At 26.4% G+C, this 25,585-nt stretch carries 25 protein-coding genes, 1 other RNA gene and 2 riboswitches; all 26 genes read left to right on the forward strand.

Annotation, left to right across the window (positions count from 1 at the left end):
* Nucleotides 1–199 precede the first annotated feature (199 nt).
* The 26 genes from surE to thiT all read left to right on the forward strand — a co-directional run bounded on the left by surE (nt 200) and on the right by thiT (nt 25,579).
* Entirely contained in the window at nt 200–967 is a 768-nt protein-coding gene (surE, locus tag ABDZ71_RS14905) for a 5'/3'-nucleotidase SurE (RefSeq protein WP_343762770.1), read from the forward strand.
* 180 nt (nt 968–1,147) lie between these two features.
* Nucleotides 1,148–1,624 carry an SsrA-binding protein SmpB gene (gene smpB / locus ABDZ71_RS14910; protein ID WP_343762771.1) on the forward strand — a complete coding sequence of 159 codons (477 nt, stop codon included), beginning with the start codon at nt 1,148–1,150 and terminating at the stop codon, nt 1,622–1,624.
* Between the two features lie 496 nt (nt 1,625–2,120).
* Nucleotides 2,121–2,789: an N-acetylmannosamine-6-phosphate 2-epimerase gene (locus tag ABDZ71_RS14915; protein WP_343762773.1), complete on the forward strand. Its 669-nt coding sequence runs from the start codon at nt 2,121–2,123 to the stop codon at nt 2,787–2,789.
* Nucleotides 2,790–2,844: 55 nt separating this feature from the next.
* The gene (locus tag ABDZ71_RS14920) at nt 2,845–3,156 is read left to right on the forward strand and encodes a PTS sugar transporter subunit IIB (protein ID WP_343762775.1); all 312 of its coding nucleotides are present in this window, start codon (nt 2,845–2,847) and stop codon (nt 3,154–3,156) included.
* A gap of 29 nt (nt 3,157–3,185) precedes the next feature.
* Nucleotides 3,186–4,511 (forward strand): PTS sugar transporter subunit IIC, encoded by a 1,326-nt coding sequence (locus ABDZ71_RS14925; RefSeq protein WP_343762776.1) that lies wholly within the window; start codon nt 3,186–3,188, stop codon nt 4,509–4,511.
* A gap of 24 nt (nt 4,512–4,535) precedes the next feature.
* Nucleotides 4,536–7,214 carry a glycoside hydrolase family 38 N-terminal domain-containing protein gene (locus tag ABDZ71_RS14930; protein ID WP_343762778.1) on the forward strand — a complete coding sequence of 893 codons (2,679 nt, stop codon included), beginning with the start codon at nt 4,536–4,538 and terminating at the stop codon, nt 7,212–7,214.
* Nucleotides 7,215–7,226: 12 nt separating this feature from the next.
* Nucleotides 7,227–7,535, forward strand: coding sequence for a PTS lactose/cellobiose transporter subunit IIA (locus tag ABDZ71_RS14935; protein ID WP_343762779.1), 309 nt, complete (start codon nt 7,227–7,229; stop codon nt 7,533–7,535).
* 419 nt (nt 7,536–7,954) lie between these two features.
* Complete coding sequence (locus ABDZ71_RS14940; RefSeq protein ID WP_343762780.1) at nt 7,955–8,833, forward strand: ROK family protein; 879 nt, start codon at nt 7,955–7,957, stop codon at nt 8,831–8,833.
* A gap of 111 nt (nt 8,834–8,944) precedes the next feature.
* Nucleotides 8,945–10,480 (forward strand): DUF4127 family protein, encoded by a 1,536-nt coding sequence (locus tag ABDZ71_RS14945; protein WP_343762782.1) that lies wholly within the window; start codon nt 8,945–8,947, stop codon nt 10,478–10,480.
* A gap of 11 nt (nt 10,481–10,491) precedes the next feature.
* Nucleotides 10,492–11,361, forward strand: coding sequence for a MurR/RpiR family transcriptional regulator (locus ABDZ71_RS14950; protein WP_343762783.1), 870 nt, complete (start codon nt 10,492–10,494; stop codon nt 11,359–11,361).
* A gap of 275 nt (nt 11,362–11,636) precedes the next feature.
* Nucleotides 11,637–11,992: a transfer-messenger RNA gene (gene ssrA, locus ABDZ71_RS14955) on the forward strand.
* A gap of 536 nt (nt 11,993–12,528) precedes the next feature.
* Nucleotides 12,529–13,506, forward strand: coding sequence for a mannose/fructose/sorbose PTS transporter subunit IIA (locus ABDZ71_RS14960; protein WP_343762784.1), 978 nt, complete (start codon nt 12,529–12,531; stop codon nt 13,504–13,506).
* A 35-nt stretch (nt 13,507–13,541) separates the two neighbouring features.
* Complete coding sequence (locus ABDZ71_RS14965; RefSeq protein ID WP_343762786.1) at nt 13,542–14,348, forward strand: PTS mannose/fructose/sorbose transporter subunit IIC; 807 nt, start codon at nt 13,542–13,544, stop codon at nt 14,346–14,348.
* 19 nt (nt 14,349–14,367) lie between these two features.
* Entirely contained in the window at nt 14,368–15,279 is a 912-nt protein-coding gene (locus ABDZ71_RS14970) for a PTS system mannose/fructose/sorbose family transporter subunit IID (RefSeq protein ID WP_343762787.1), read from the forward strand.
* A gap of 145 nt (nt 15,280–15,424) precedes the next feature.
* Nucleotides 15,425–15,802 carry a DUF956 family protein gene (locus tag ABDZ71_RS14975; RefSeq protein WP_343762789.1) on the forward strand — a complete coding sequence of 126 codons (378 nt, stop codon included), beginning with the start codon at nt 15,425–15,427 and terminating at the stop codon, nt 15,800–15,802.
* A 613-nt stretch (nt 15,803–16,415) separates the two neighbouring features.
* Nucleotides 16,416–17,549 (forward strand): hypothetical protein, encoded by a 1,134-nt coding sequence (locus tag ABDZ71_RS14980; protein ID WP_343762792.1) that lies wholly within the window; start codon nt 16,416–16,418, stop codon nt 17,547–17,549.
* A 323-nt stretch (nt 17,550–17,872) separates the two neighbouring features.
* Complete coding sequence (locus ABDZ71_RS14985; protein WP_343762793.1) at nt 17,873–18,289, forward strand: DUF2752 domain-containing protein; 417 nt, start codon at nt 17,873–17,875, stop codon at nt 18,287–18,289.
* Nucleotides 18,282–18,701 carry a DUF4234 domain-containing protein gene (locus ABDZ71_RS14990; protein WP_343762794.1) on the forward strand — a complete coding sequence of 140 codons (420 nt, stop codon included), beginning with the start codon at nt 18,282–18,284 and terminating at the stop codon, nt 18,699–18,701. The genes ABDZ71_RS14985 and ABDZ71_RS14990 overlap by 8 nt, the downstream gene beginning before the upstream one ends.
* 252 nt (nt 18,702–18,953) lie before the next feature.
* On the forward strand, nt 18,954–19,274 hold the full coding sequence (locus ABDZ71_RS14995; protein ID WP_343762795.1) for a PadR family transcriptional regulator: 321 nt from the start codon (nt 18,954–18,956) through the stop codon (nt 19,272–19,274).
* A 24-nt stretch (nt 19,275–19,298) separates the two neighbouring features.
* Nucleotides 19,299–20,009, forward strand: coding sequence for a DUF2812 domain-containing protein (locus ABDZ71_RS15000; protein ID WP_343762797.1), 711 nt, complete (start codon nt 19,299–19,301; stop codon nt 20,007–20,009).
* A gap of 209 nt (nt 20,010–20,218) precedes the next feature.
* A riboswitch (cobalamin riboswitch) is annotated at nt 20,219–20,400 on the forward strand.
* Nucleotides 20,401–20,618: 218 nt separating this feature from the next.
* Nucleotides 20,619–21,527 carry an ABC transporter substrate-binding protein gene (locus tag ABDZ71_RS15005; protein ID WP_343762799.1) on the forward strand — a complete coding sequence of 303 codons (909 nt, stop codon included), beginning with the start codon at nt 20,619–20,621 and terminating at the stop codon, nt 21,525–21,527.
* Nucleotides 21,520–22,539, forward strand: coding sequence for a FecCD family ABC transporter permease (locus ABDZ71_RS15010; protein WP_343762801.1), 1,020 nt, complete (start codon nt 21,520–21,522; stop codon nt 22,537–22,539). The genes ABDZ71_RS15005 and ABDZ71_RS15010 overlap by 8 nt, the downstream gene beginning before the upstream one ends.
* A gap of 8 nt (nt 22,540–22,547) precedes the next feature.
* Complete coding sequence (locus ABDZ71_RS15015) at nt 22,548–23,303, forward strand: ABC transporter ATP-binding protein (RefSeq protein ID WP_343762802.1); 756 nt, start codon at nt 22,548–22,550, stop codon at nt 23,301–23,303.
* Between the two features lie 171 nt (nt 23,304–23,474).
* Nucleotides 23,475–24,008 (forward strand): GNAT family N-acetyltransferase, encoded by a 534-nt coding sequence (locus ABDZ71_RS15020; RefSeq protein ID WP_343762804.1) that lies wholly within the window; start codon nt 23,475–23,477, stop codon nt 24,006–24,008.
* Nucleotides 24,009–24,055: 47 nt separating this feature from the next.
* A riboswitch (TPP riboswitch) is annotated at nt 24,056–24,146 on the forward strand.
* A 168-nt stretch (nt 24,147–24,314) separates the two neighbouring features.
* Entirely contained in the window at nt 24,315–24,977 is a 663-nt protein-coding gene (gene tenA / locus ABDZ71_RS15025) for a thiaminase II (RefSeq protein ID WP_343762806.1), read from the forward strand.
* On the forward strand, nt 24,977–25,579 hold the full coding sequence (gene thiT / locus ABDZ71_RS15030) for an energy-coupled thiamine transporter ThiT (protein ID WP_425544719.1): 603 nt from the start codon (nt 24,977–24,979) through the stop codon (nt 25,577–25,579). The genes tenA and thiT overlap by 1 nt, the downstream gene beginning before the upstream one ends.
* The last annotated feature ends 6 nt before the right edge of the window (nt 25,580–25,585 follow it).

Genomic DNA, 25,585 nt, shown 5'->3' on the forward strand with positions numbered 1-25,585 from the left:
TCCATATGCAATATATTTAGATTTAAATCTATATATTGTACTGTTTTTCTATTTTTAGACAGCTTCTTAATTATGGAAATAGGGATTTATAAATTTAAAAATAAAAGGATATATAATTTAGATATATTTTTTTAGTAAGGAGAATATTTTTTAGAAATACATCTTTTGTTTTTTATATTTATTATTTGGGAGGTTTAATATGAATATTTTATTGACAAACGATGATGGAGTGGAAGCTGAAGGTATAAAAGTTTTGGCTAAGCATTTAATAAAAGAGCATAATGTTATAGTTGTAGCTCCTTCAGAGCAAAAGAGTGCTTGTAGTCATTCTATAACTATAGCAGAGTCAATTAAAGTGGAAGAAACAAAGATAGAAGGGGTAAATGTTAAAGCATATAAGGTAAGTGGAACTCCAGCAGATTGTGTAAGAATAGGGCTTGATAAAATTATAAAAGAAAAAATAGATATAGTTATATCTGGTATAAATAGAGGGGTTAATATAGGAAATGATATATTGTATTCAGGTACTGTTTCTGCTGCAATTGAAGGATCTATATATAACTTGCCATCTATGGCAGTATCTCTTCAGATAACTAAAGGAAAAGATATAAACTATGATTTAGCAGCTGATTATGCATTAAAAGTATTAGGTAAATCTAGAGAAAAATACTTAAGAAATGATGTGGTTTTAAATTTAAATATTCCTTCTTTGGAAAAAGAAGAGATAAAAGGATTAAAAGTATGTAGTATAGGAAACAAAATATATGATAGCTATTTTGTTGAATGTATAGATGATGATGGTAATAAAACTTTTAAATTAGAAGGAAAAATGAATGATAACCTTGATAAAGGAACAGATATTTATTATATAAAAAATAAATATGTTACTTTAACTCCTCTTCATTATGATTTAACGAATTTTAAAATTTTAAAAGAGACTACTAATATATTTGAAAAATCTAATTAATAATTATTATATTAAATTATTAAATAAAGATATATTTGTATTATAATAAAGGTTAAGGAATAATTAGTATTTTATATTTTTATATAATATGAAAAGGTAATTTGAAAACTTTAGGGGCAAATGGTATACTATAATATACGTATTTTATAAAACCTTTTGTTTAGTTAGGCAGGTGATTATATGGGAAAGGTAAAAGGAAAAGCATCAAATACTCTTGTAGAAAATAGAAAAGCTAGACATGATTATTTTGTAGAAGAAAAGTATGAAGCTGGAATAGAATTAGTAGGAACGGAAGTTAAATCTATAAGAGCAGGAAAAGCTAATTTAAAAGATAGTTATGCAGAAGTTAGAAATGGAGAAGTTTTTGTTAGAAATATGCACATTAGTCCATATGAACAAGGTAATATTTTTAATAAGGATCCTTTAAGAGATAGAAAGCTTTTACTCCATAAATCAGAAATAGATAAATTGATTGGATATACTACTCAACAAGGATACACACTTGTACCTTTAACTTTATATTTAAAGCATGGAAGGGTGAAAGTAGCCTTAGCAGTAGCAAAGGGTAAGAAAAACTATGATAAAAGACAGTCACTTATTGAAAAATCTGCAAAGAGAGATATAGAAAGACAAATGAAGAATGCATCAAGGTATTAATAAATAATACATAACATAAAAAATGAATATACAAGTTATATTAGAGGGATAACCAGGATTAATGGTTATCTCTTTTTTTATTATTAAAGATATTGTAAATTTTATTAGTATATTTATTAGATTCAAAGTAAGTGGATTTAACTAATAAAAATACTATGTAAAATTGTATCATATAAATTTATGATTTTTTAGCATTTTAAATTTAGAAGAAAATTTTCAAAATATAATATAAGGATAGGGAATGTTATGATTTAAAATATATAAAATAATGAAATAAATTTTCAAAAATAACACCTGATATGAAATTAAATCTATAAAATTTGTATAATATTAGTATTAAATCTAAAAAAATAAATAATAACCATATATAAATAATAAAAATTAAATAAAAATGAAAAAAAACTTCAAAAATAATATTGAAAATTTTCTCCAAAATTGATATTATGTATTTAATAATTAATTAAAATTATGAAAAGGATTTCCGGAGGTGTAGTAATTGCTAAAAGATATACATAAAAAACTAATTGTTTCTTGCCAAGCTTTAGAAGATGAGCCTCTTTATAGTTCATTTATAATGGGAAGAATGGCTAAGGCAGCAAAAGAAGGTGGAGCAGTTGCAATAAGAGCTCAAAGTAGACAAGACATAGAAGAAATAAAAAAAGTTACATCACTACCTGTTATAGGATTAGTAAAAAGAAAGTATGATGATTCAGATATATATATAACTCCTACTAAAGTAGAAATTGATGAACTTTTAAAGTCAGGTTGCGAAATGATAGCTCTAGATTGTACTTTAAGAAAAAGGCCTAACAATGAAAATTTAAAATCTTTAATAGATTATGTTCATGAAAATAAAAAGCTAGTTATGGCTGATATATCCACTTTTGAAGAAGGTATTAATGCAGAAAAGTTAGGAGTAGATTGTATATCAACCACTTTATCAGGTTATACTCCATATTCTAAAAAAAGTGATGAACCAGATTTTGAGTTATTAGAAGAGTTAGTTGATTCTACGAATATTCCTGTAATAGGAGAAGGTAAAATAAATACTCCAGATGATTTAAAAAAAGCTTTAGAAATTGGAGCATATTCAGTAGTTGTTGGATCTGCAATAACTAGGCCTCAACTTATAACGCAAAAATTTTATAAAGCCACATTAGAATAAAAATCTTAATTAAAAAGACACTAATAGAAAGATTAAATAATAAGGAGGAAAAAAAATGAAAATATTATTAGCATGTTCATCAGGAATGTCAACAAGTTTATTAGTAACAAAAATGGAAAAGTATGCAGAGCAAGAGGGGATAAAAGCTACAATATGGGCAGTTGGCCAAGATAAAGTAGAACAAGAAATGGAAAATGCTGAGGTGATATTACTTGGACCTCAAATGAGATTTTTAAAATCAAGATTTGAACCAAAAGCTAAAGAATTAAATATACCAATAGATGTTATAAATCCTATGATTTATGGTAGATGTGATGGAAAAGCTGTTTTAGAAATGGCAATTAAATTAATAGATAACAATAAATAAATATAACTAATTATAAAGGGGTGGAATGGGTGAATAAATTTCTTAATTTTTTAGAAAATCATTTAGGAAAATTTTCAATGGTTATAGCAGATAACAAAGTATTACAATCTATAAAAGATGCATTTATATTAAGTATTCCCTTTACTGTAGTAGGATCTTTCTCAAATTTAATAAAAATGCAACTTGATTACTTAATGAAAAAACCTTCCTTTGGACAAATAGCTACTTTAAAAGTTATATCTAACGTGTTAGGTAGTGTAGGTAATACAGCAATGGGGCTTATGGGTATAGTAATTGTTTTAGCATCAGCATATTATTTAGCTAATAGTTATAAAGCCACAAATTCAAAAATAAATCCTATTATGAGTGCTCTTCTTGCTTTAGTTGCGTATTTTGTAACTGTTCCAACACAAATAATTGATATTAAAAGTAAGGTTACCTTAGCTGGATATGCACCACAGTATTTTAACTATGAAGGTATGTTTACTGCTTTAATTATAGGATTGGTTACATCTGCACTATACAACAAATTAGTTAAAACTAAATTTACAATTAAACTTCCAGATAGTGTACCTCCAGGAATTTTAAATTCCTTTTTAGCTATAATACCTATAATCATAATATTAACAGTATTTGCGTTTTTAAAAGAAGCAATCTTAGTAGCAGGATATGGTTCAATGCAAGAGTTAATAAAGCATTTTATTGTTACACCTTTATCTAATGTAGGAACAGGATTACCTGCAATAATAATAGTAATACTTTTAATGCAACTACTCTGGTTCTTTGGATTACATGGATTTTCAATAATGTGGGGAGTTATATCATCATTATGGCTTCCAATATTCATGAAACACATAGACTTATATGCAAAAACTAATAGTTTTGATGCCATAAAAGAAGTTGCACCAAATACTATATCAAATATATATGCAATGATTGGTGGATCAGGATGTACATTAGCGTTAATAGTAGCACTTTTAATTTTTGCACCTAAAAAATCTAGCGAAAGATCAATAGCAAAATTAGGGCTTGTACCAGGATTATTTAATATAAACGAGCCAGTTATATTTGGACTTCCTATAGTTTTAAATCCTTTAATGTTTATTCCTTTTGTATTTATACCAGTTATAAATGCGATAATATCTTATTTTGCAGTATCTACAGGATTGGTAACTCCTTTAGTTGTATTAAATGCCGGAATTGAACCAGTATTTCTAAACACATGGGTTTTAGGAGCATTTAAGCTTTCACCAATATTATTAATGTTAGCATTATTTGTGTTAGATATATGCTTATATGCACCTTTTGTAAAAGTAATGCTTAAACAAAATAGTTTAGTTGAAGGTGAAAAATAATCGCATCAACAGGAGGAAATATATATGAAAACTATACATTTTATACCCCATACTCATTGGGATAGGGAATGGTACAGATCTTCAGATGCATTCAAAATAAGGTTAACATATACTTTTGATATGTTACTCCATATATTAGATGAAAATGAAGATTATAAGTATTTTGTTTTCGATGGTCAAACAGCGGTTTTAGAAGAATATCTTGAGATAAGACCAGAAATGAAAGAAAAAATAAATAATTATGTTAAAAACAAAAGGATATTTATAGGTCCATGGTATACTCAACCAGATCTTTATTTAGTAAATGGAGAATCTATTCTAAGAAATTTACTAATAGGAAGTAATATAGCAGAAAATATGGGTCATTCTATGGAGATAGGATGGATACCAGATGCTTTTGGACAAATCCAGACTATTCCACAAATTTTTAAGGAAATAGGAATGAAAGGTTGCTTTGTTTGGAGAGGATTTGATTATAGAAGAACAAAAGACTCAGTATTTCTATGGGAAGCTCCAAATGGCGATAAACTTTTAACAGTACACTTTCCATTAGGATATGGTCACTATAGATATTTACCAGAAGATAAAGAAAAAGCTTATGAAGATATTAAAAAAGTAGTTTCAGATACAGAAGAAAGATTTAAAGATGATCAAATATTATTTATGGGTGGAAGTGACCACGCAAGACCTCAAGAAGAAATTACTGAAATAATAGAAGGTGTAAAAGGAAGGCTTAAAAAAGAAGGATACGATATAAAAATATCAAATCCAGAGATATATGTAGATGAAGTTTCTAAAAGTATAAAGGAAAACAAAAGAGAAATAGAAATTACAAAAGGAGAGGCAAGATCTGCTGACCTTGGAAGAATTCATGCAGGTATATCATCTACAAGAATGGATATTAAAAATCCTATGAAAAGATATGAAAAGCTTATTCAGTCTATAGTAGAACCGATGTCTGTTATAAATAGTTCTTTAGGAGGAAACTATCATCAATCACTTTCAAATTACTTTTGGAAGATATTATTTAAAAACCAATTTCACGATTCTATATATTCATCTTCTCCAGAGAGTGTAAATCAATCTGTATATAATAGGTTATTAAGTTTGAGACATGGGTTAAATGAAATGATATGGTTGAATTTTAGATTCTTACGTGACAAAATTGATTTTAGTTTACTTAAAGAGAATGAAGAGCCAATTATATTATTTAATACTCTTCCATATAAACGTAAGGATTTAGTATTTTTAAACCTATATGTTAAGTGTTCTGATTTTGTAATAAAAGATTTAAATAATAATGAAATTCCTTATGTGAAATTAAATAATTTAGACAAAATAAATAATGAAATTGAATATTATAATGGTCTTTTAAATTTAAATGATAAAGCAAAAGCAGAAGAAAAAGGTGAATTAAAGCAAGTACAAATTAAGCTGGATTCTGATATAGTTCCATCTATGGGTTATAAAGCTATTAAAATATGTTATAGAGAAAAAACAAATGTTTGTATTAAAAGTGATTTAATGTGTGATGAAATAAATAAAACATTTGAAAATAAATATTTAGCTGTAAAAATAAATGAAAATGGTACATTAAATATTACCAATAAATTAAATTGTGTAGTTTATAAAGATATATTGTGGTTTGAAGAAAAAGGTGATGATGGTGATGAATATAATTATTCTCCGCCAGTAAAAGATAAAATTATAAATACTAAAAATTCAAAGCCATGTATTGAGATTATGGAAAATAATAAATATGAAGTTAAATATAGAATTACTCATGTGATTAGTAGTCCAGATAGATGTATTAATCATAATAGAAGTGATAACTATGTAGAATCATCTATTATTACAGAAGTTTCATTATTAAAGGATGATAAAAAAGTTAGATTTAAAACAAAAGTTGTAAATAATGCAAAAGATCATATGATAAGAGCAATATTTACTGATGTTGAAAAATCAAAAACTAATTTATCAGAAGATCATTTTGGAACTATAGTAAGAAAAAATGTAATTGAAAAGGGTAAAAAATTAGAAGATGGAGCTACAGAATTAGTATTACCTATATATGTTATGCAAAGATATGTAAAGCTTAATGAAACTAAAAATACTTTTTCAGTCTTAAGTAAAGAAGCTTGTGAATATGAAATATATGATGATAACAAAATTGCTTTAACTCTTATAAGAAGCGTTGGTAGACTTGGAAAAGAAGATTTGAAAATTAGACCAGGAAGAGCTTCAGGGTATCATTTAAAGACTCCTTCTTCTCAAGTATTAAAAGAAGTTACTAGTGAATATTCGATATATATTGATGAAGGTATAAAAGAAGTGTCACAAATCTCTAAAGAAGCTAGTATGTTTTGTGTAGATGTTCAATCAAGACATATTAAGGATTTTACAAGAGATAAAAATGAGAATATGAAAGAACAATTCTCATTATTTGATGTAGATGATAGATTAGGAATTATGGCATTTAAGAAATCAGAAAAAGGTAGTTCTTATGTATTAAGATTATTAAATCAATCGGATAAAAATATAGATGATGCTACTTTAAATTTAAATAGTTTAATAAAAGAAGTGTGTTTATCAAATGTTAAAGAAGAAGAAATATCTAAAATTAATATAAAAGATAACAAAATAACTATTCCAAATATAAATAAACAAAGTTTTGTTACTTTGATTTTAAAAAGTAGAAGCTAGGAGGAAAGCTGTATGGATAATGAAATGATGTATTTTGAAATGATATCAAATGCAGGAGAGGGAAGAAGCTGTTCTATGGAGGCAATAGCTTTGGCAAAAGAAAATAAATTTGAAGAAGCTGAAAAACTTATAGAAGAAGCATCAGAAGCATTAGAAAGATGTCATAAGTCTCAAACAGCTTTAATTCAATCTTACGCAGCAGGAGAAAATGTAGATACTAATGTACTTTTAATTCATGCTCAAGATCATTTAATGACTTCAATGGTTGTAAGAGATTTAGCTAGGGAATTTATAGAACTTTATAAGAGAAATAATCAATAAATTTATTTACATAATTGTTAGTAACTTTAAGATTATTTTATAAACTAAATTTTAAGTTGATTTTTAATAACTAAAATAGTTACTTGAATAGTAGATTTTAAGCTAGTTTATGATTTTAAAATACAAAGGGGCTGTTTCAAAAAGAATTTTATATACAATATATTAATATTGAGCAGGAAAATTAATTGATATGTTGTACTATTTTTCTAATTTGAGACAGCTTTTTTATTAGAATAATAAAATCTATTAATAATATAGCAAAATTAATATTTATTAAGATATTTAATCAGTATAAGATTAAATATTAATGTGTTTTAATCTTACTAATAAAAATAACTTATAATTATATGAGCTAAAAGATATAGACAAAATTATATATCCAAATTTAATAAAAGAGATAATATGAAAGGAAGACGCTCATGAAAAACTTTATGTGCTTTGATATAGGTGGTACTTCTATTAAATATGGAGTGCTAAAAGAAAATGGAGAGATCATTGAAAAAGATAGTTGTGATACTGAAGCTTATAATGGTGGAAAAAGTATATTATCTAAAATTAAGAATATAGTAAATAAATTTATAATCAAATATAGTTTAAGTGGAATATGTATAAGCACAGCAGGAATAGTTAATTCAGAGGAAGGATCTATAATATTTGCATCTAAACTTATACCAGAATATACAGGGATGAAACTTAAATTGGAATTAGAAAAAGAATTTAATTTAAGAGTTGAAGTAGAAAATGATGTGAATTGTGCAGGACTTGCAGAGGCTTATAATGGCGTGGCTAAAGGATTTAATAGTGTATTTTCATTAACAATAGGAACAGGTATTGGTGGAAGTATAATTATTGATAACAAATTATATACAGGTAATAGTTTTAGTGCAGCGGAAATTGGATATATGAATATAAATGGAAATGATTTTCAAGATGTAGCATCAACTAGATCTCTTGTAGAAAAAGTCAATAACATAAAAAATACAAAAGAAAATAAATTAAATGGTAAAGATATTTTTAGACTAGTCAAAAACAATGATAAAGATTGCATAAAAGCTGTAGATGATCTTTTAGAAAATTTATCTATAGGAATATCTAATATAGCTTTGATTTTAAATCCTGAGATAATAGTTATTGGTGGAGGAATAGCATCACAAGACCAGTATTTATACCCTATATTAGTGAAAAAAATAGAAAGAAAATTAATTCCATATGTTTTTAAAAATACAAAAGTAGCTTTTGCAAAAAATCAGAATGATGCTGGAATAATAGGTGCATTAAGTAATTTTTTAAGTAAATAATTATAATAATTTCAAATTTAAAAATGATTTATATCAAAAATAATATAATTTTTAAAATGGTTTCGAATTGCTAAATATTGATACAATTAGTTACTATGAAAGGGGATAAAGATGAAAAAAATATTATATGTACCATTAGATGAAAGACCTTGTAATTATTTATATCCTGTATATATGAGTAGTACCAATGAGGAATTAGAAATTATATATCCAAGTAAAGATTTACTTGGTAATAAAAAAGAAAAAGCTAATTTGAATAATTTATGGGAGTTTTTATTTTCAGAATGTAAGACAGCTGATTCTATTGTCATGTCTATAGATATGATGGTTTATGGAGGACTTTTACCATCTAGAATACATTATTATTCAAGTGATCATAAAGAGCAGATGATAGAGAATATAAAAAAAATAAAAAAAATAAATCCTAAAATTAAAATATATGTTTCAAATTTAATAATGCGTACACCAAGATATAATAGTTCAGATGAAGAACCTGATTATTATGAAGAATTTGGAGAGAGAATATTTAAACGAGCATATCTAATAGATAAACAAAATAGAGTAGGATTAACAAAAGAAGAAATAGAAGATTTGAGCAAAATAAAAAATGAAATTCCACAGGATGTTATAAAAGATTATGAAAATAGACGTGATTTTAATTCTAATATTAATTTAGAAATTATAGATTTAGTTCAAAATAATATAATAGATTTTTTAGCTATTCCACAAGATGATTCAGCAGAATTTGGATATACTGCAATAGATCAAGGTAAAGTTCATAAAAAAATAAGAGAAAAAAGATTACAAAGAAAAGTTCATATGTATCCAGGAGCAGATGAAGTTGGTGTATCTTTGATGGCAAGAGCAGTAAATGATTTTAGAAAAGATAGAATAAAGATATATCCATTTTTTAGTTCAACATTGGGACCTCAAACTATACCGTTATATGAAGATAGACCTATGAATGAAAGTTTGAAATTTCATATAGGAGTAACTAATAGCATTATAGTAGATGATCCTAAAGAGGCAGATTTGATTTTAGCTATTAATTCTCCAGGGAAAATAATGCAAGAATCCTGGGATCAATTCCATAAAGATATAAGCTATACGAGTTTTAGAAATTTATTTTCATTTTGCGAAAAAATAAAACAATTTATTGATAAGAATAAGAATGTTATAATATGTGATAGTGGATTTGCAAATGGTGGAGAATTAGAATTTATAGAGATATTAGATGAATTAAATATTTTAGATAAAATAATATCTTATAAAGGATGGAATACAAATTGTAATTCTCTTGGAACAACTATAGGGGCAGGAATAATTTCTATAAGTAATAATAAAAATGAACTTGCACAAAAGAAAAATCTTATTTATCATTTATTTGAAGATGTTTTTTACCAAGCTATAGTAAGAAAAGATATAACAGATAATGTATTGCCTAAATTAGGTGCTAATTATTTCGATTTAAAAAATAAGGGTGAATATGTAAATGATATTATGAATAAAAAACTTCTCCATTGTTATGATAGATATATTAAAAATAGTTTCAAAAATGTTACTGAAATTAAAGTTGAAACTTTTTCACCTTGGAATAGAATGTTTGAAGTTGGAATTAATTTGAAAGTAGATTTTAAATTAAAATAAGATTGAAGGGGATGACAGTATCCTTGGGAGTAATAGGTAAGCTAAAAAGTTCAGAAATTAAACTAACAAAATCAGAAAAAAAGCTATCAGAATATATATTAAATAATAAAGAAAAAGTTATATATAAAACAGTTACTGAAATATCTAAGTTATGTGGAGTGGGAGAAGCAACTATAATTAGATTTTGTAGAAAACTAGGGTATAAGGGATTTCAAGATTTTAAAGTATCTTTTGCAAAAGAAATATCTCTTACACAAAATAATGTTTTAAGTGGTCCAATAGATAAAGATGACTCTATAGAAACTATTGCTAGAAAATTTTATACAATAAATTTAGAAGTTTTAAAACAAACAATGTCTATTTTAGATTATGATAAGATTACAAAGTGTACAGAAGCCATATTAAAAGCTAAAAAAGTTCATTTTATGGGTATAGGACATTCTGGAATAACTTCTGAAGAAGCTAAATATAAATTTATGCGTATAGGATTAAATTGTAATGTTTATGGTGATGGACACACAATGCTTATGATGGCATCTATTATGGATAAAGATGATTTGATTGTTGCTATATCTCATTCAGGGAATACACCAGAAATTATAAAAGCAGTTAAACTTGCTAAAGAAAATGGTGCTAAAGTAATGTACATTGGTACTAATGAAAAATCACAAATAGCTAGTATGTCAGATTTTTGCCTATACTATGTATCAAAGGAAACATTATTTCAAACAGGTGCTGTCTCAACCAAAATTGCACAGATATTTATTATAGATTTAATATATACAGAAGTTGTTAGATCTACTTTAGATACAGCAACAGAAAAGAAAATAAAAACAGCTAAAACAATAGAAAAAATAATATATAATAGAGATTATGAATAAAAGTAATAAGTTTTAAATTATTTATTTATTTTAATCTATGTAATATATTCTAAAAATAATAAAAAATTTTTAAAAAAGAAATTTAAAATAATTGTAGAAGAACATTACATACTAGTATATAGTTTTCACTTGCCTAATATTTTATACTGTAGTAATATAATAATCACAAAAGCAAGTGAGCTTTTATTAAAATAATTTATATGTACAAAATAGAATTTGCATAATAACATGAAAATGTAGTATAATAATATGTACATGTTGATTATTAATAACATGGGGGCGTAATGGTTTCGACGGGGGCAAGTTGCTCTTGAGAAGCGAGTCGAAGGGGTTCCTGGGCCTTCGTAAAAAAACTAGGAGTTAAATATAATTGAAAACAATAATTTAGCATTAGCTGCCTAATTAGCGCAGCTCGTCAACCTAAGATTCCCACAGCTTAGGACCTGGCGTCGATTAGTGGGGAACCGAGCTTTACAAAGCTTTGAGTAAAGAACGGAATTAATGAAGCTACTGAATCTAGAAACCTGTCTGTCGGTGTCTAGAGGAGGGAATGTCAAAAGATAGACTGCACTCGGAGATGCTCAAGAGTTGCTGTTTTCGGACAGGGGTTCGATTCCCCTCGCTTCCACCATACATAAATTATAATATTGATAAAATATAAAGTCCTTGGATTCAAGGACTTTTTGTTTTTGAAAAGCTATTAACATTATATAAAATAATATTAATAGTTGTAGAATAATAATAATTCATAATGTTAAATTTTACAATGTGATGTAAAGGTTTAATAATGCAATAAAAACCAATTATATGAAATTAGATTTAAGAAACTTTGAAAAATTTTAAAATTGTATTGCAAAACTTAAAAAAAAGTGTTATGATGAAAACGTAATCAAATTAGAAATATATATAGTAAGAGTTTATAAGTAAATTATAAGAATATCTAGCGTGTTACTATTAAATTAGGCATGAGCATAGAGAAATAAAATAAAATAATATACATTTGTTATATCGCATATTTGTACAGTTTTATAAGATATTATCATATTTTTTATAGGTTAATTTAGGGTGCACATAATGCGATGAAATTTCATTTTATATTATTTTGTTTTATTTTTAAATGCTCATGCTTTTCGTTTTTGTAACAATAAAAAAATAGGAGGTATAAAAATGGTAGGAATTATTCTTGCAAGTCATGGAGAATTTGCTAAAGGCATATTGCAATCTAGTGAAATGATTTTTGGAGAACAAGAAAATGTAAAAGCTGTTTCATTGATGCCTAGTGAAGGACCTGATGATATTAAGGCTAAAATTAAAGAAGCAGTAGCATCCTTTGATAACCAAGATGAAGTTTTATTCTTAGTTGATCTTTGGGGTGGTACACCATTTAATCAAGCTAATACATTATTTGAAGAACACAAAGATAAATGGGCAATTGTAGCTGGTATGAATTTACCGATGGTTATTGAAGCTTATGGTTCTCGTCTTTCAATGGAATCTGCACAGGAAATTGCAGCTTCTATCTTAACGTCAGCTAGAGAAGGAGTTAAAATTAAGCCAGAAAAATTAGAACCAGCAGATACTGCTAAAACTGGAGCAGTTTCAAATCAACAAAGTAACGCAGGAGCACCAGGATCATTCGAATATGTTTTAACTCGTATTGATTCTCGTTTACTTCACGGACAAGTGGCTACTGCTTGGTCAAAAACTGTTAACCCTACAAGAATTATTGTTGTTTCAGATGCAGTAGCTAAAGATGATCTTCGTAAAAACTTAATCCAACAAGCTGCTCCTCCAGGAGTTAAGGCTCATGTTGTTCCAGTTGATCATATGATTAAACTTGGAAAAGATAATGAACATTTTGGAGGACAACGTGCACTACTTCTTTTTGAAAATCCAGAAGATGTGCTTAGAGTTGTAGAAGCTGGAATAGCTTTAAAAACAATAAATATTGGTTCTATGGCTCACTCTATAGGAAAGGTTCAATTAAATAAAGCCCTTGCTATGGATCAGAAAGACGTTGATACATTCAACAAGTTAAAACAAGCTGGACTTGATTTTGATGTTCGTAAAGTACCAAATGATTCAAAGGAAGATATGAATCAAATACTTAAAAAAGCACAAGATGAATTAAATAAACGAAAATAATCTAATTAGTTAGATGAAAGGGAGGATTAATAATTATGACTTTAAATATAGTTCAAGTGCTATTAGTTGTTTTTGTAGCATTTTTAGCTGGTATAGAAGGTATATTGGATGAATTCCAATTCCATCAACCAATAGTAGCCTGTACATTAATTGGATTAGTTACAGGAAATTTATTACCATGTTTAATCTTAGGTGGTTCTCTTCAAATGATTGCTTTAGGTTGGGCAAATATAGGAGCTGCCGTAGCACCTGATGCAGCGTTAGCATCTGTTGCATCCGCAATAATTTTAGTTCTTGGAGGTCAAGGTCAGGCAGGAGTTTCTTCAGCAATAGCTATTGCTGTTCCTCTAGCAGTTGCAGGGCTATTATTAACAATTATTTGTCGTACTATTGCTACAGCTTTCGTACACTTTATGGATTCTGCAGCTAAAGAAGGAAATTTAAGAGCTGTTGAAATGTGGCAAATAATTGCTATATGTTTACAAGGTATACGTATTGCAATTCCAGCAGCATTAATATTAGCAGTTGGACCTGGTCCAATTCGTGCATTACTTGAATCTATGCCTGTTTGGTTAACAGATGGTTTAGCAATAGGTGGTGGAATGGTTGTAGCTGTTGGTTATGCAATGGTAATCAATATGATGGCTACAAAAGAAGTATGGCCATTCTTTGTAATTGGTTTTGTATTAGCAACTATTTCACAAATTACACTTATAGGACTTGGAGCAATAGGTGTAGCCTTAGCTCTTATTTACCTAGCACTTAGTAAACAAGGTGGTTCAGGTAATGGTGGAAATTCAAATATTGGTGATCCGGTAGGGGATCTTATTGATAAATACTAAGAAGGGAGAGAAAACGAAAATGTTAAAAAAATTAAAGTTAACAAAAAGAGATCGTATTTCTGTTTGGTTCCGTTCATTTTTCCTTCAAGGTTCTTGGAACTATGAAAGAATGCAAAATGGTGGTTGGGCATTTGCTATGATTCCAGCAATCAAGAAATTATATAAAACTAAAGAAGAAAGAGCAGCTGCATTAAAACGTCACTTAGAGTTTTTTAACACTCACCCATATGTAGCTTCACCAGTTCTTGGTGTAACATTAGCTTTAGAAGAAGACCGTGCAAACGGTATGGAAATAGACGATGTAACTATTCAAGGTGTTAAAGTTGGTATGATGGGACCTTTAGCAGGTGTTGGAGATCCAGTTTTCTGGTTTACTCTTAGACCAATATTAGGAGGTTTAGCAGCTTCACTTGCTATGAGTGGTAACATACTTGGACCAATTATATTTTTCTTTGCTTGGAATGCTATTCGTATGGCTTTCATGTGGTATACACAAGAGTTTGGGTTCAAGACAGGATCTCGTATTACTGATGATTTATCCGGTGGTTTATTACAAGATATTACAAAAGGAGCATCCATCCTTGGTATGTTCATTTTAGGATCATTAGTAAACAGATGGGTATCTGTTAAATTTACACCAGTAGTATCATCTGTTAAGTTGAGTAAAGGTGCTTACATTAATTGGAGTAAGATTCCAGAAGGTGCAAAAGGAATTAAAGAAGCTCTTTTACAACAAGGTGCAGGTTTGTCATTAACTGATCACAAAGTTACTACTTTGCAAAATAACTTAGATTTATTAATTCCTGGACTTGCAGGGTTATTAGTTACACTTATTTGTATGAAATTGTTAAAGAAAAAAGTATCTCCAATTTTAATCATCTTTGGATTATTTGCGGCTGGTATTGTTTTCCACTTAATAGGTTTAATGTAATGTTTTATAAGCTTAGGCTTTTTAGCCTAAGCTTTTTATTAAATAAAAATTATTATATGTTTTTTAAAAAATAATTGATAGAAATATATAGAAAACATATAATAAAAATGAATGTATATATAAGTAGAAAAGAGGTATGAGTTAAATGGTTCAATCACTTAATACAAAGGTAGATTTAGTAATTGATGCAACAGCTTTTACTGGTATTTCAAACTATGGAAAGATTATGATAGGAGATAAAGGTTTTGAGTTCTATAATTCCCGTGATTCAGGTAAATATATTCAAATTCCTTGGGAAGAAGTTGATTATGTTATTACATCTGTAATGTTAAAAGGAAAGTGGATTCCTAGATATGCAATTCGAACTAAGAAAAATGGTACTTATACTTTTGCTTCTAAAGAACCTAAAAAAGTACTTCGTGTTGTTCGAAACTATGTTGATGAAAATCGAATAGTTCGTTCATTAAGTTTTTTTGATGTGCTGAAAAGGTCAGTAAAATCCATATTAAAGAAAAATAGTTAACTAGAAAAATTTAGATTGTTTGAGGTGCCAATAAGTTTTAATAAAGTTATAATAAAAGTTTTCTAGTGAATAGTTAAATTGCAATATTTAAGGTTCAAATTAAAAAATAAAAAATATATAGAAAATCAATTTTAAAAATATCAAGAAAGTGAAAAGCTAGTCTTTGATATAGGTAACTTTTTTAAGGACAACTAATCAAATAGTGGATGTAGGTCTTCATGTGTTGGTTTTGCAGAAGCATCATGCTGGAGATTGAAAAACCATTAGTTTAACTAGTGGTTTTTTTTATTTTAAATAAATTATAAATTTTTCATAAATTTCTTGATTCTAAAACATTTACATTTAATATTTTTTATATAATAAAGGGTGTTACATGTAGTTTTAAAAAATATTTTAGATATATATGTTGTTTTAATAGTAGATTTAATAATAAATATATTGAATTTTTCATCATCAAATAAAAATAAAACTAAATGTTAATATTTTTATAAAATTTAGTTTTATTTTTGTAAATAACTAATAAAAATAGAAATATTTTTATTAGTTGACACAACTATCTATAAAACTTATAATTTATTAGGAAATCTGAAATAGTAAGGAAGAGAATGTTAATATGATGAATATTATTAAAACTGCGATTATAACTATAATGATATCAATTATATCTGGATTATTACTGGATTATTGGAGAAATTTAGGGCCTAGAATATTATGTGATATAGGAAAGCCTAAAGTTAAAGAAAAAGATAATAAAAAAGTATACTCATATATTATTCATGTTTCTAATCAATCAAAAAAAATAATACATGATCTAACTTTAAATATACATAGTTTAGAAAATAATTTAAAATTTGAAAATGCTAAAATAACAAAAGGTTTAAAATTTGAATCTTTAATAAAAAATAATACTTTAGATATATGTATACCTTTTTTAAGTAAAGGGGATAAATTTTCAGTTACAGTATATGTGGAAGATTGTAATAAGCCTATTATTACAATGAGATCACCTGAAAATTTTAAGCAAATACATTCTATAGATGGAAAAAATAATTTTTTATCTTCATTCTTATTGTTTAATAAATCTAAGGATAAAAACAATATAATTTCAAGGGAAGATAGAAAAAAAAATAATACAGCTTCTGACTCAAATAATGATTTAACAATGATTATGGATAAAGTATCAGAATCTGATAAGTTAGTAAATAATAAAAATAGAAAAATAATCCCTAGAAAAAATAAACTTAATAAAAATAAAAAAATAATAATAGCAATTACATCTATTCTTCTAGTTGTGATTATGGGAGCTTTAATAAAATTTTATTTTAATGGAGCTTCAAATGATAAACAAGCACCAAGTACAAAAACTAGTGTTCCTAAAAAGTCTAATGATTCAAAAAAAGAATCTGATAAAGAAAATAAAAATATAGATTCAAATGGAAAGTTAGATAAAGGAAATGAAAATAAAGATTCAACATCATCAACAGAAAAACCAAATAAAAATTCAAATTCGAAATCATCAACAAGAACAAAAAATGAAAATACAAATACAAATTTTAAAGATAGTGGAACAAATAAAAATGTAGATCCAAAACAATCACAGGATAAAACAAATGAAAATATAGATTCTAAAGAGCAAAATGATAGCACAGATGAAAATACAGATTTAAAAACATCTACAGAGGAAACAAATGGTAAGGAAGACTCAGGATCATTAACAAATAAAAAAACTGAAAATGAAGGTAATTAAATTTAAGAGTTTACAAGTTTTATAAAAGATACAATTTTAATTTTATAGGTAGATAATAGTGAAAATATAATTAGTATATTTTACTAGGCTATATATGAAAAATAAAAAATAATATTTTAAATGACTGATGTACCGGATTCATTAGTCGTTTTTTTTTGTAAAAATTTATAGATTGAATAAACTTAGTTTAAATTTTTAAGATATTTTAAATTTGAACTATTATAGAAATAAAAGAAGAAAAATATAAAATATTGTCATATAATGAATAATATAGTATAATAAATTGAAAAAATTATAACTAAATTTTGAATGGATATATTAATATGAAAAATATAAAGATTAATCAATATATTAAATTTGGAATTATTATGGTTTCATTATATGGTTTTTATAACATTATTGGAATTGGATGTCCTATTAAATTTTTAACAGGTATTTCATGTGCTGGTTGTGGAATGACTAGAGCATGGGGATGCCTATTTCATTTAGATATTAAAGGAGCATTTTATTATCATCCATTATTTTTTTTACCTGTAATTTATTTTTTCTTATTTTTAGTGAAGGATAGAATATCTGATAAAAAATTTAAGGTGTTAATAATTGTTGGAATAGTAGCATTTATAACAATATATATATTTAGACTTTTTAATCCGGATGGTATTGTTATTAATATAAATATTAAAAATGGACTTATTTATAAATTTTATAGTTTTTTACAAAAAGGAGATTTCAATGATTAATACAAATAGAGGACTTGGAAAATACATATTATTTACTATTTTAACATTAGGTATATATGGGTATTGGTTTATTTACAAATTAGCTCAAGATGTTAATATAATGTGTGATGGCGATGGAAAGAAAACAGGAGGACTTTTAAAATTTATTTTATTATCTATAATTACATGTGGAATATATGCATGGTTTTGGTATTATAATATTGGTAATAGGTTAGCAGAAAATGCATCACGATATAAGTTACATTTTTCTGAAAATGGAACATCAGTACTTATGTGGTTTATATTTGGAGCTTTTTTATGTGGAATAGGACCTTTTGTTGCTATGAATATTTTAATTAAGAATACAAATGCATTAGCATTAAAATATAATGAAAAACAAACTAGTACTGGTTATTCTTCTGGAATTAATTAAAAATTAAATATTTTTTTAAATGACTAATGTACCGGATTCATTAGTCATTTTTTTATTTCTATAAAATTAATAGCTTATATATAGATATTAATAAAATTATAAATTTAAGGTTTTAACTTAATTTATTTGTTTTTAACTAATTTAAACATATTAAAAATGATGTATAGTAAAATTGACATATATATCATTAAATGATATAGTTTATTTAATGATATATCATTAAATGATACATTGTATAGAAAGGAGAATAACATGGCAAGGAAAGATTCTATTGGTGTAGGCGAATTAACGGATTCTGCTTTTTATATACTGGCAAGTGTTATAGAGGAAAACCATGGATATTTAATTATGAAAACAGTTGAAGAATTAACTAATGGTGAGGTTACAATTGGACCTGCATCACTTTATACAACTATTAAAAAACTCTTAAAAGCAGGGCTTATAGAGTTAAAATCTGAAAAACACCAAAATAAAAAGACATATAAAATTACAAATTTAGGAAAAGAGATGCTCTTGAAAGAGATTGATAGAAAGAAGCAAATGGTAAAATTCGCTGAGAATTTTTTAAGATAGATTAAAGGGAGATGAAAATGCCAAATGAAAAATAAATATTTTATGATAGGTGGGTTTGCTTTTAGTGAAGAAAGTGATATGAAAAAATTAAAAAATTATGCTAAAAAAGGTTGGATATTAGAAAGTATAGTTGGAGGGTTTTTCTATAAATTAAAAAAAGATAAGCCTAAAGATATAGAATATAGCTTAGATTATCAAAATGAAGCAAGTGATGAATATTTTAATATATTTTTAGAGGCAGGTTGGAAACATGTTCTTTCTATGGGTAATGAAATACACATTTTTTCAGCAGAAGAAGGTACAAAGCCTATTTATAGTGATCGTGAATCAGAGATTGATAAATATACTAGGATAAAAAAACAAATGGGTAAAGGGTCTATTTATTCTTTAGTTTCATCTGTTATTTTAGGTATTTTGTTAGTTATTTCTTTGAAAATTTTTAGGCCTATATTTCTTGTTATATTAGCATTGCTTTTGGTAAGTATTGTTGTATTTATCTTTAGTTTTATGCCCTTTTGTGCATATAGTTTTAGATTAAATCAGTTATGGAAAAATGAAAATAATAATAGTAAAGTAACTCCAGGTAAAGCTGTATGGAAATTATATTTTGTTGTAGGAATTATTTTTATATTTTTTGGTATAATACGTTTAGTTGAGAAAAAAGATTTTGGTCTTGTTTTTATTATTATAGGAGCATTTAATGCTTATGTAGGTTTAAGTAGCTCTAAAGAATAAAAAAAATTTTAAATATACCCCCTATATAGAATAAAGTTAATAATTAGTATTTTCCATTCTGTATAGGGGGAAGGTTGTTATTTTATAGATTCCTTTATAATTTTAAAAAATTGATATATAATGTTATAGATTGATAATATAAAATTTATTAAAACAATTTCAAAAGTTATAACAAGTGTTTATACTTAGGTATTGAAAATAAATAATAAATTTAAAATATATTGATTAGTTATTTATTTTTATCTACCTTAATAGGGAATGAAGTTAAATTCTTCAACTGCCCCAGTAACCGTGAAACTGACGAAATCTTAATATGCCACTGATAAATTTGGGAAGGCTAGATAGTAGGATGAAGTTAAGTCGGGAGACCTGCTTGTTATAGAAACTAGTATTTTCTGAGGGTGAAATATTAGATAGTTTATTATACATAATAGTAAGGGAGTTTTTTTATTAATCTATCCTTTAATAACTATGTATTTTAGCCCATACTCTTAAAAGAGTATGTTTTTTTATTGTATAGGAAATCATAAATTTATTAGTAAATTTAAAAATTTTTAACAATGATAATTTTGCATTTATAACCCTTAATAAATAAAAAGGAGTATACATATGAAATTAAAAAACAAATTATTATCTATAGTATTTATGATTTTTATAGTTATAGGTGCTTTAACAGGATGTAGTCAAAAAACTCAAGTTATGAAGGACAGGGAAGGAAACGAATTTAAGCTTCCTAAAAAGGTAGATACTATAATATCTACGGCACCTTCTAATACAGAAGTTTTAGTAGAACTTGGGTTAGGAGACAAACTAGTTGCTATAGATAAGTATTCAAAAGATGTTAAAGGTGTAAATAAAGAAGCTAAAAAAATAGATTTTAGAACGCCAGACGTAGAAACAATAGTTTCATTAAAACCAGATATAGTAATAGCTTCAGGCCATAATAGAGATGGAAATGAGGATCCTTTTTCTGAAGTTAAAGAAGCTGGTATAGAAGTTGTATATATACCAAGTAGCTCTAGTATAGAAGGTATATATGATGACATTAAGTTTATATCTAAGGTTACAGATACTGAAAAAAAAGGTAACGAGATAGTAAGTGACATGAAAAAAGAAATAAAATCTATGAAAGAAATAGGAGATAAGATAAAGGGTAAAAAAAGTGTTTATTTTGAAATAGGATCAACTCCATCATTATTTACTTTTGGAAAAGATACATTTTTAAATGAGATGATAGAAGTTATTGGAGGAGAAAATATATTTAAAAACCAAAAGTCTTGGTTAACTGTAAATAGTGAATCAGTAATAAAAGCTAATCCAGATGTAATATTTACAAGTGAACCTAAAAAAGATGCCCTTAAATCTATAAAAACCCGCACAGGATGGCAAAATATTAAAGCAGTAAAAAACAATAATGTTTATTATATAGATAAAAACTATTCATCTAGACCATCTAATAATATAATAAAAGCTTTAAAAGAAATGTCGAAGGATATTTATAAAGATAAACATGAATAAGAAAAAAGTTTTAATAATATTATCAATTTTTTTAGTGATTTTGGTTTTATGTGTTGGAATTTCCATAGGAAGTTCCAATATTAATTTATTAGATACAATATCTATATTATTTAATAAAATATTTCATACACCTATAACTAAAGATATTGATAAAAACAATATATCAATAATATGGAGTATAAGATTACCTAGAGTTTTATTAGCTTTTATTGTAGGTTCATCTTTATCTGTAAGTGGTGCTGTAGTTCAATCAATACTTAAAAATCCATTGGCATCACCATATACTCTAGGAGTGTCTTCTGGAGCTTCCCTTGGTGTAGGATTAGTTTTAATATCAGGTATTTATGTGCCTTTTATAGGCAAACTTGCTATGCCTTTCGTAGGTTTTTTATGTGGAGTTACAACGGTATTTTTTATTATTAGGTTTTCTTCTAAGGTAGATAAGGGAATGTCAAATAAAACTATAATTTTAGCAGGAATGGTTTTTTCTCTGTTTTTTAATGCTATATTAACAACGATAACTGCTTTAAACAGCGAAGATATAAAAAGTATTGTGCTTTGGCAAATGGGCTCTTTTGCTATGAAAGGATGGTCTTATGTTAAAGTCGGTATACCATTTTTCATTATAGGAATAATGGGTGTTATGTTTTATTTAAAAGAGATGGATATATTATCTTTTGGAGAAGATCAAGCTAAATCAGTTGGAGTAGATACATATAAAGTTAAAAAGAATTTACTGATTTTTTCTTCTGTTTTAACAGGAAGTGCTGTAGCTTTAAGTGGAGTAATAGGATTTATAGATTTAATAATTCCTCATATTATAAGAAAAATATTTGGAGCAAAACATAGTTATGTTATTCCCATGAGTGTAATATGGGGAGGATGTTTTATGGTTATTACAGATTTAATAGCAAGAACTATAGTAGTACCTTCAGAACTTCCAGTAGGGGCAATAACAGCATTAATTGGAGCACCGTTTTTTGCATACATATATTTTAAAAAATCTAAGTAGGTGATTTAATGTTAGAACTTAGAAATATTAATTGTGGATATGATAATATAGACGTTATAAAAAATATATCATTTAAAGTTAAAAGAGGAAATATGATTTCTATAGTTGGTCCTAATGGATGCGGTAAAAGTACACTTTTAAAAGCTATAGCTAAACTTATGAAATATAAGGGAGATATACTTTTAGACTCTAATAATATAAATAAATTAAGTAGGAAAGATATATCTAAAAAAATTGCACTTATGACTCAAACTAACGATGTTTATTTTTCTTATACCGTTTATGAAACAATATCTTTAGGAAGATATGCTTATTTAAAAGGTCCACTGTCCTCATTAAGAAAAGAAGATAAAGATATTATAAATAAAGCTATAGAGACTGTTGAATTAACTGACTTAAAAGATAAAGCTATAAATGAGCTATCAGGAGGACAACTTCAAAGAGTTTTTTTAGCAAGAGCTTTTACACAAGATCCGGAAGTTATTTTACTTGATGAACCAACAAATCATTTAGATTTAAAACATCAAATAGACATTTTAAATAATTTATGTGATTGGGCTAAAAATAATAATAAAATTGTAATATGTGTATTACATGACCTTAATTTAGCCAATATATTTAGTAATAAAGTTATAATGCTAAAGAGAGGACAAATTATAGGAGACGGCAGTCCTAAAAGTGTATTTATGGAAGACAAATTAAAGCATGTATATGATATAAATATAAGAAAATTTATGATAGAAGCATTGGAAAAATGGAAATAACAAATAAAAACTTTGTTCTTGACATAAAATAAATAAAAGTATTATATAAACTATAACTTTGTAAAAATATATTAATAATAGTATAATTATAAATGTTTACAATACCATAAACAATTTAAAAGTTTACTAGGATTTATTTAGTAATTTATAGATTTAAGTGAGGTTATGTATATGGAAAAAATATTATTAAAAAATGGACAAGAAGTTATAGTAAGAGAACCTAAAAAAGAAGAAGCACAAAAAATGATAGATTTTTATAATGTAGTAGGTGGAGAAACAGAATTTCTTTCATTTGGTAAAAATGAATTTAGTATGTCTTTAAAGGAATATGAAAGTTTTATAGAATCTACTAAAGCAGAGGATAACTCAGAAATATTAATAGCTAAAGTAGATAATGAAATAATTAGTATAGGAACTATTACTTCTACTCAAAAAGCAAAAGGAAAACATGTAGGGACTTTAGGAATAGTTATATCAGAAAAATATTGCAATATGGGGTTAGGAACAAAAATTATAAAAAAACTTATAAGCTTAGCAAAAGAAAATGGAATTACTAAAAAAATTAATCTTGATACAAATGAAACTAATCATAGAGGAATACATTTATATAAAAAACTTGGTTTTAAAGAAGAAGGAAGATTAAAAAACGAGAATTATATGAATGGAGTTTATAGTGATATAATCGTAATGGGACTAATGATTTAAAAGTCTTGATGTTTTTGATTTAATATTTTATACTTATATTAAAATAGAATAATAGCTAGGGGTGCCGTTAAGGCTGAGACAACACCCTTATTACCTGATTTGGATAATCCCAACGGAGGAAAGCTTAACGTATAGAAATTTATATACTTTTATTAACAATATATAATAATCATATATTTTAAACTATATTCCTTATTGGAGTATAGTTTTTTTATTTTGCAAAATTTTATCATTAGGTATAGAAAAATAAATTAAATTCACTAGTTATTTATTTGAATGTATCTAAGAAAAGTGGGAGGAAAAATTATGGAGTTTTCAGAGTATTTATTTAAAGAAGCTAAACCAATATGGGACGAGTATTTGAATCATCCTTTTATAAAAGAATTAGGAGAAGGAACATTACCTAAAGAGAAGTTTAAAAGTTATCTTATACAGGATTATTTGTACCTTAAAGAGTATTCAAAAGTATTTTGTATAGGAGTTGTTAAGGCTACTACTATGGATGAAATGAAGTTTTTTTATAATTCTATAAAAGGAGCAATGGAAGACGAAACTGAATCTCATATAATGTACTTAAAAGGTTTTGGAGTAAACCTAAGTAAAGCAGAATTTATGGAGAAAGAACTTGTTACATTAAATTATACAAACTATATGCAAGCTGTAGGTTTGAAAGGAGACTTAATAGAGACTGCCATAGCAACTCTTCCCTGTACATGGAGTTATAGTTATGTAGGAAAATATGTTGCTGAAAAGTATAAAGACAAGCTAGAAGATAATTTTTATAAAGGATGGGTAGATACATATAATTCAGAAGGCTATGATAAGTTCACAGAAGAGTGGATAGATTATACAAACAAGATATGTAAAGACATAAGTGAAGAAAAAAAGAAGAAATTATTAGATATATTTTTAAAGTGTAGTATTTATGAAAAACAATTTTGGGACATGGCATATAAGGAGGTTAAATAATGGATATAAAAAACATACTTATAATGGTAGTAAGCATAGTGTTTTTAGGCATTTACTTAGCTAAGTTAAGAAAAACTAAAATTACAACTAAGTCTATGGTAGTAGTAGCAATGTTTAGTGCATTGTCTTATATATTATATATGATTCAATTTATAAAATATCCTCAAGGAGGAGGCATAAGTTTATTTTCCATGCTTCCTGCAATGATTCTTTCTATAGTATATGGTACATCAGAAGGACTTACTTGTGGATTAATATTCGGACTTTGTAAACTATTAAATGGAGCAGTAATAATTCATCCAGCTCAGTTTTTATTAGATTATATATTATCTACTATGGCCTTAGGGTTAGCAGGAGTATTTGGAAATGACAAAAAATCTAAAATGATATTAGGATGTTTACTTGCAGTAGTTGTTAGTGTATCTATAAATATAGTATCTGGAGCTGTATATTTTGGTCAGTATGCACCAGAGGGAATGAACGTATGGGTTTATTCTTTTATCTATAATGCAACTAGTGCAGGAGTTGAAGGATTACTTACAACTGTAGTTGTAGTACTACTTCCTATAAAAAAACTTAAAACAGTAGTTAATTTAAATTAAAAAGAT

This window comes from Clostridium oceanicum, from assembly GCF_039521385.1.
GTDB lineage: Bacteria > Bacillota > Clostridia > Clostridiales > Clostridiaceae > Clostridium_F > Clostridium_F oceanicum.

Coding starts and splice junctions, on each gene's coding strand:
- surE (WP_343762770.1), top strand. CDS start 200: ATGAATATTTTATTGACAAACGATGATGGAGTGGAAGCTGAAGGTATA.
- smpB (WP_343762771.1), top strand. CDS start 1,148: ATGGGAAAGGTAAAAGGAAAAGCATCAAATACTCTTGTAGAAAATAGA.
- ABDZ71_RS14920 (WP_343762775.1), top strand. CDS start 2,845: ATGAAAATATTATTAGCATGTTCATCAGGAATGTCAACAAGTTTATTA.
- ABDZ71_RS14930 (WP_343762778.1), top strand. CDS start 4,536: ATGAAAACTATACATTTTATACCCCATACTCATTGGGATAGGGAATGG.
- ABDZ71_RS14935 (WP_343762779.1), top strand. CDS start 7,227: ATGGATAATGAAATGATGTATTTTGAAATGATATCAAATGCAGGAGAG.
- ABDZ71_RS14940 (WP_343762780.1), top strand. CDS start 7,955: ATGAAAAACTTTATGTGCTTTGATATAGGTGGTACTTCTATTAAATAT.
- ABDZ71_RS14945 (WP_343762782.1), top strand. CDS start 8,945: ATGAAAAAAATATTATATGTACCATTAGATGAAAGACCTTGTAATTAT.
- ABDZ71_RS14950 (WP_343762783.1), top strand. CDS start 10,492: ATGACAGTATCCTTGGGAGTAATAGGTAAGCTAAAAAGTTCAGAAATT.
- ABDZ71_RS14960 (WP_343762784.1), top strand. CDS start 12,529: ATGGTAGGAATTATTCTTGCAAGTCATGGAGAATTTGCTAAAGGCATA.
- ABDZ71_RS14965 (WP_343762786.1), top strand. CDS start 13,542: ATGACTTTAAATATAGTTCAAGTGCTATTAGTTGTTTTTGTAGCATTT.
- ABDZ71_RS14970 (WP_343762787.1), top strand. CDS start 14,368: ATGTTAAAAAAATTAAAGTTAACAAAAAGAGATCGTATTTCTGTTTGG.
- ABDZ71_RS14975 (WP_343762789.1), top strand. CDS start 15,425: ATGGTTCAATCACTTAATACAAAGGTAGATTTAGTAATTGATGCAACA.
- ABDZ71_RS14980 (WP_343762792.1), top strand. CDS start 16,416: ATGATGAATATTATTAAAACTGCGATTATAACTATAATGATATCAATT.
- ABDZ71_RS14985 (WP_343762793.1), top strand. CDS start 17,873: ATGAAAAATATAAAGATTAATCAATATATTAAATTTGGAATTATTATG.
- ABDZ71_RS14990 (WP_343762794.1), top strand. CDS start 18,282: ATGATTAATACAAATAGAGGACTTGGAAAATACATATTATTTACTATT.
- ABDZ71_RS14995 (WP_343762795.1), top strand. CDS start 18,954: ATGGCAAGGAAAGATTCTATTGGTGTAGGCGAATTAACGGATTCTGCT.
- ABDZ71_RS15000 (WP_343762797.1), top strand. CDS start 19,299: ATGAAAAATAAATATTTTATGATAGGTGGGTTTGCTTTTAGTGAAGAA.
- ABDZ71_RS15005 (WP_343762799.1), top strand. CDS start 20,619: ATGAAATTAAAAAACAAATTATTATCTATAGTATTTATGATTTTTATA.
- ABDZ71_RS15010 (WP_343762801.1), top strand. CDS start 21,520: ATGAATAAGAAAAAAGTTTTAATAATATTATCAATTTTTTTAGTGATT.
- ABDZ71_RS15015 (WP_343762802.1), top strand. CDS start 22,548: ATGTTAGAACTTAGAAATATTAATTGTGGATATGATAATATAGACGTT.
- ABDZ71_RS15020 (WP_343762804.1), top strand. CDS start 23,475: ATGGAAAAAATATTATTAAAAAATGGACAAGAAGTTATAGTAAGAGAA.
- tenA (WP_343762806.1), top strand. CDS start 24,315: ATGGAGTTTTCAGAGTATTTATTTAAAGAAGCTAAACCAATATGGGAC.
- thiT (WP_425544719.1), top strand. CDS start 24,977: ATGGATATAAAAAACATACTTATAATGGTAGTAAGCATAGTGTTTTTA.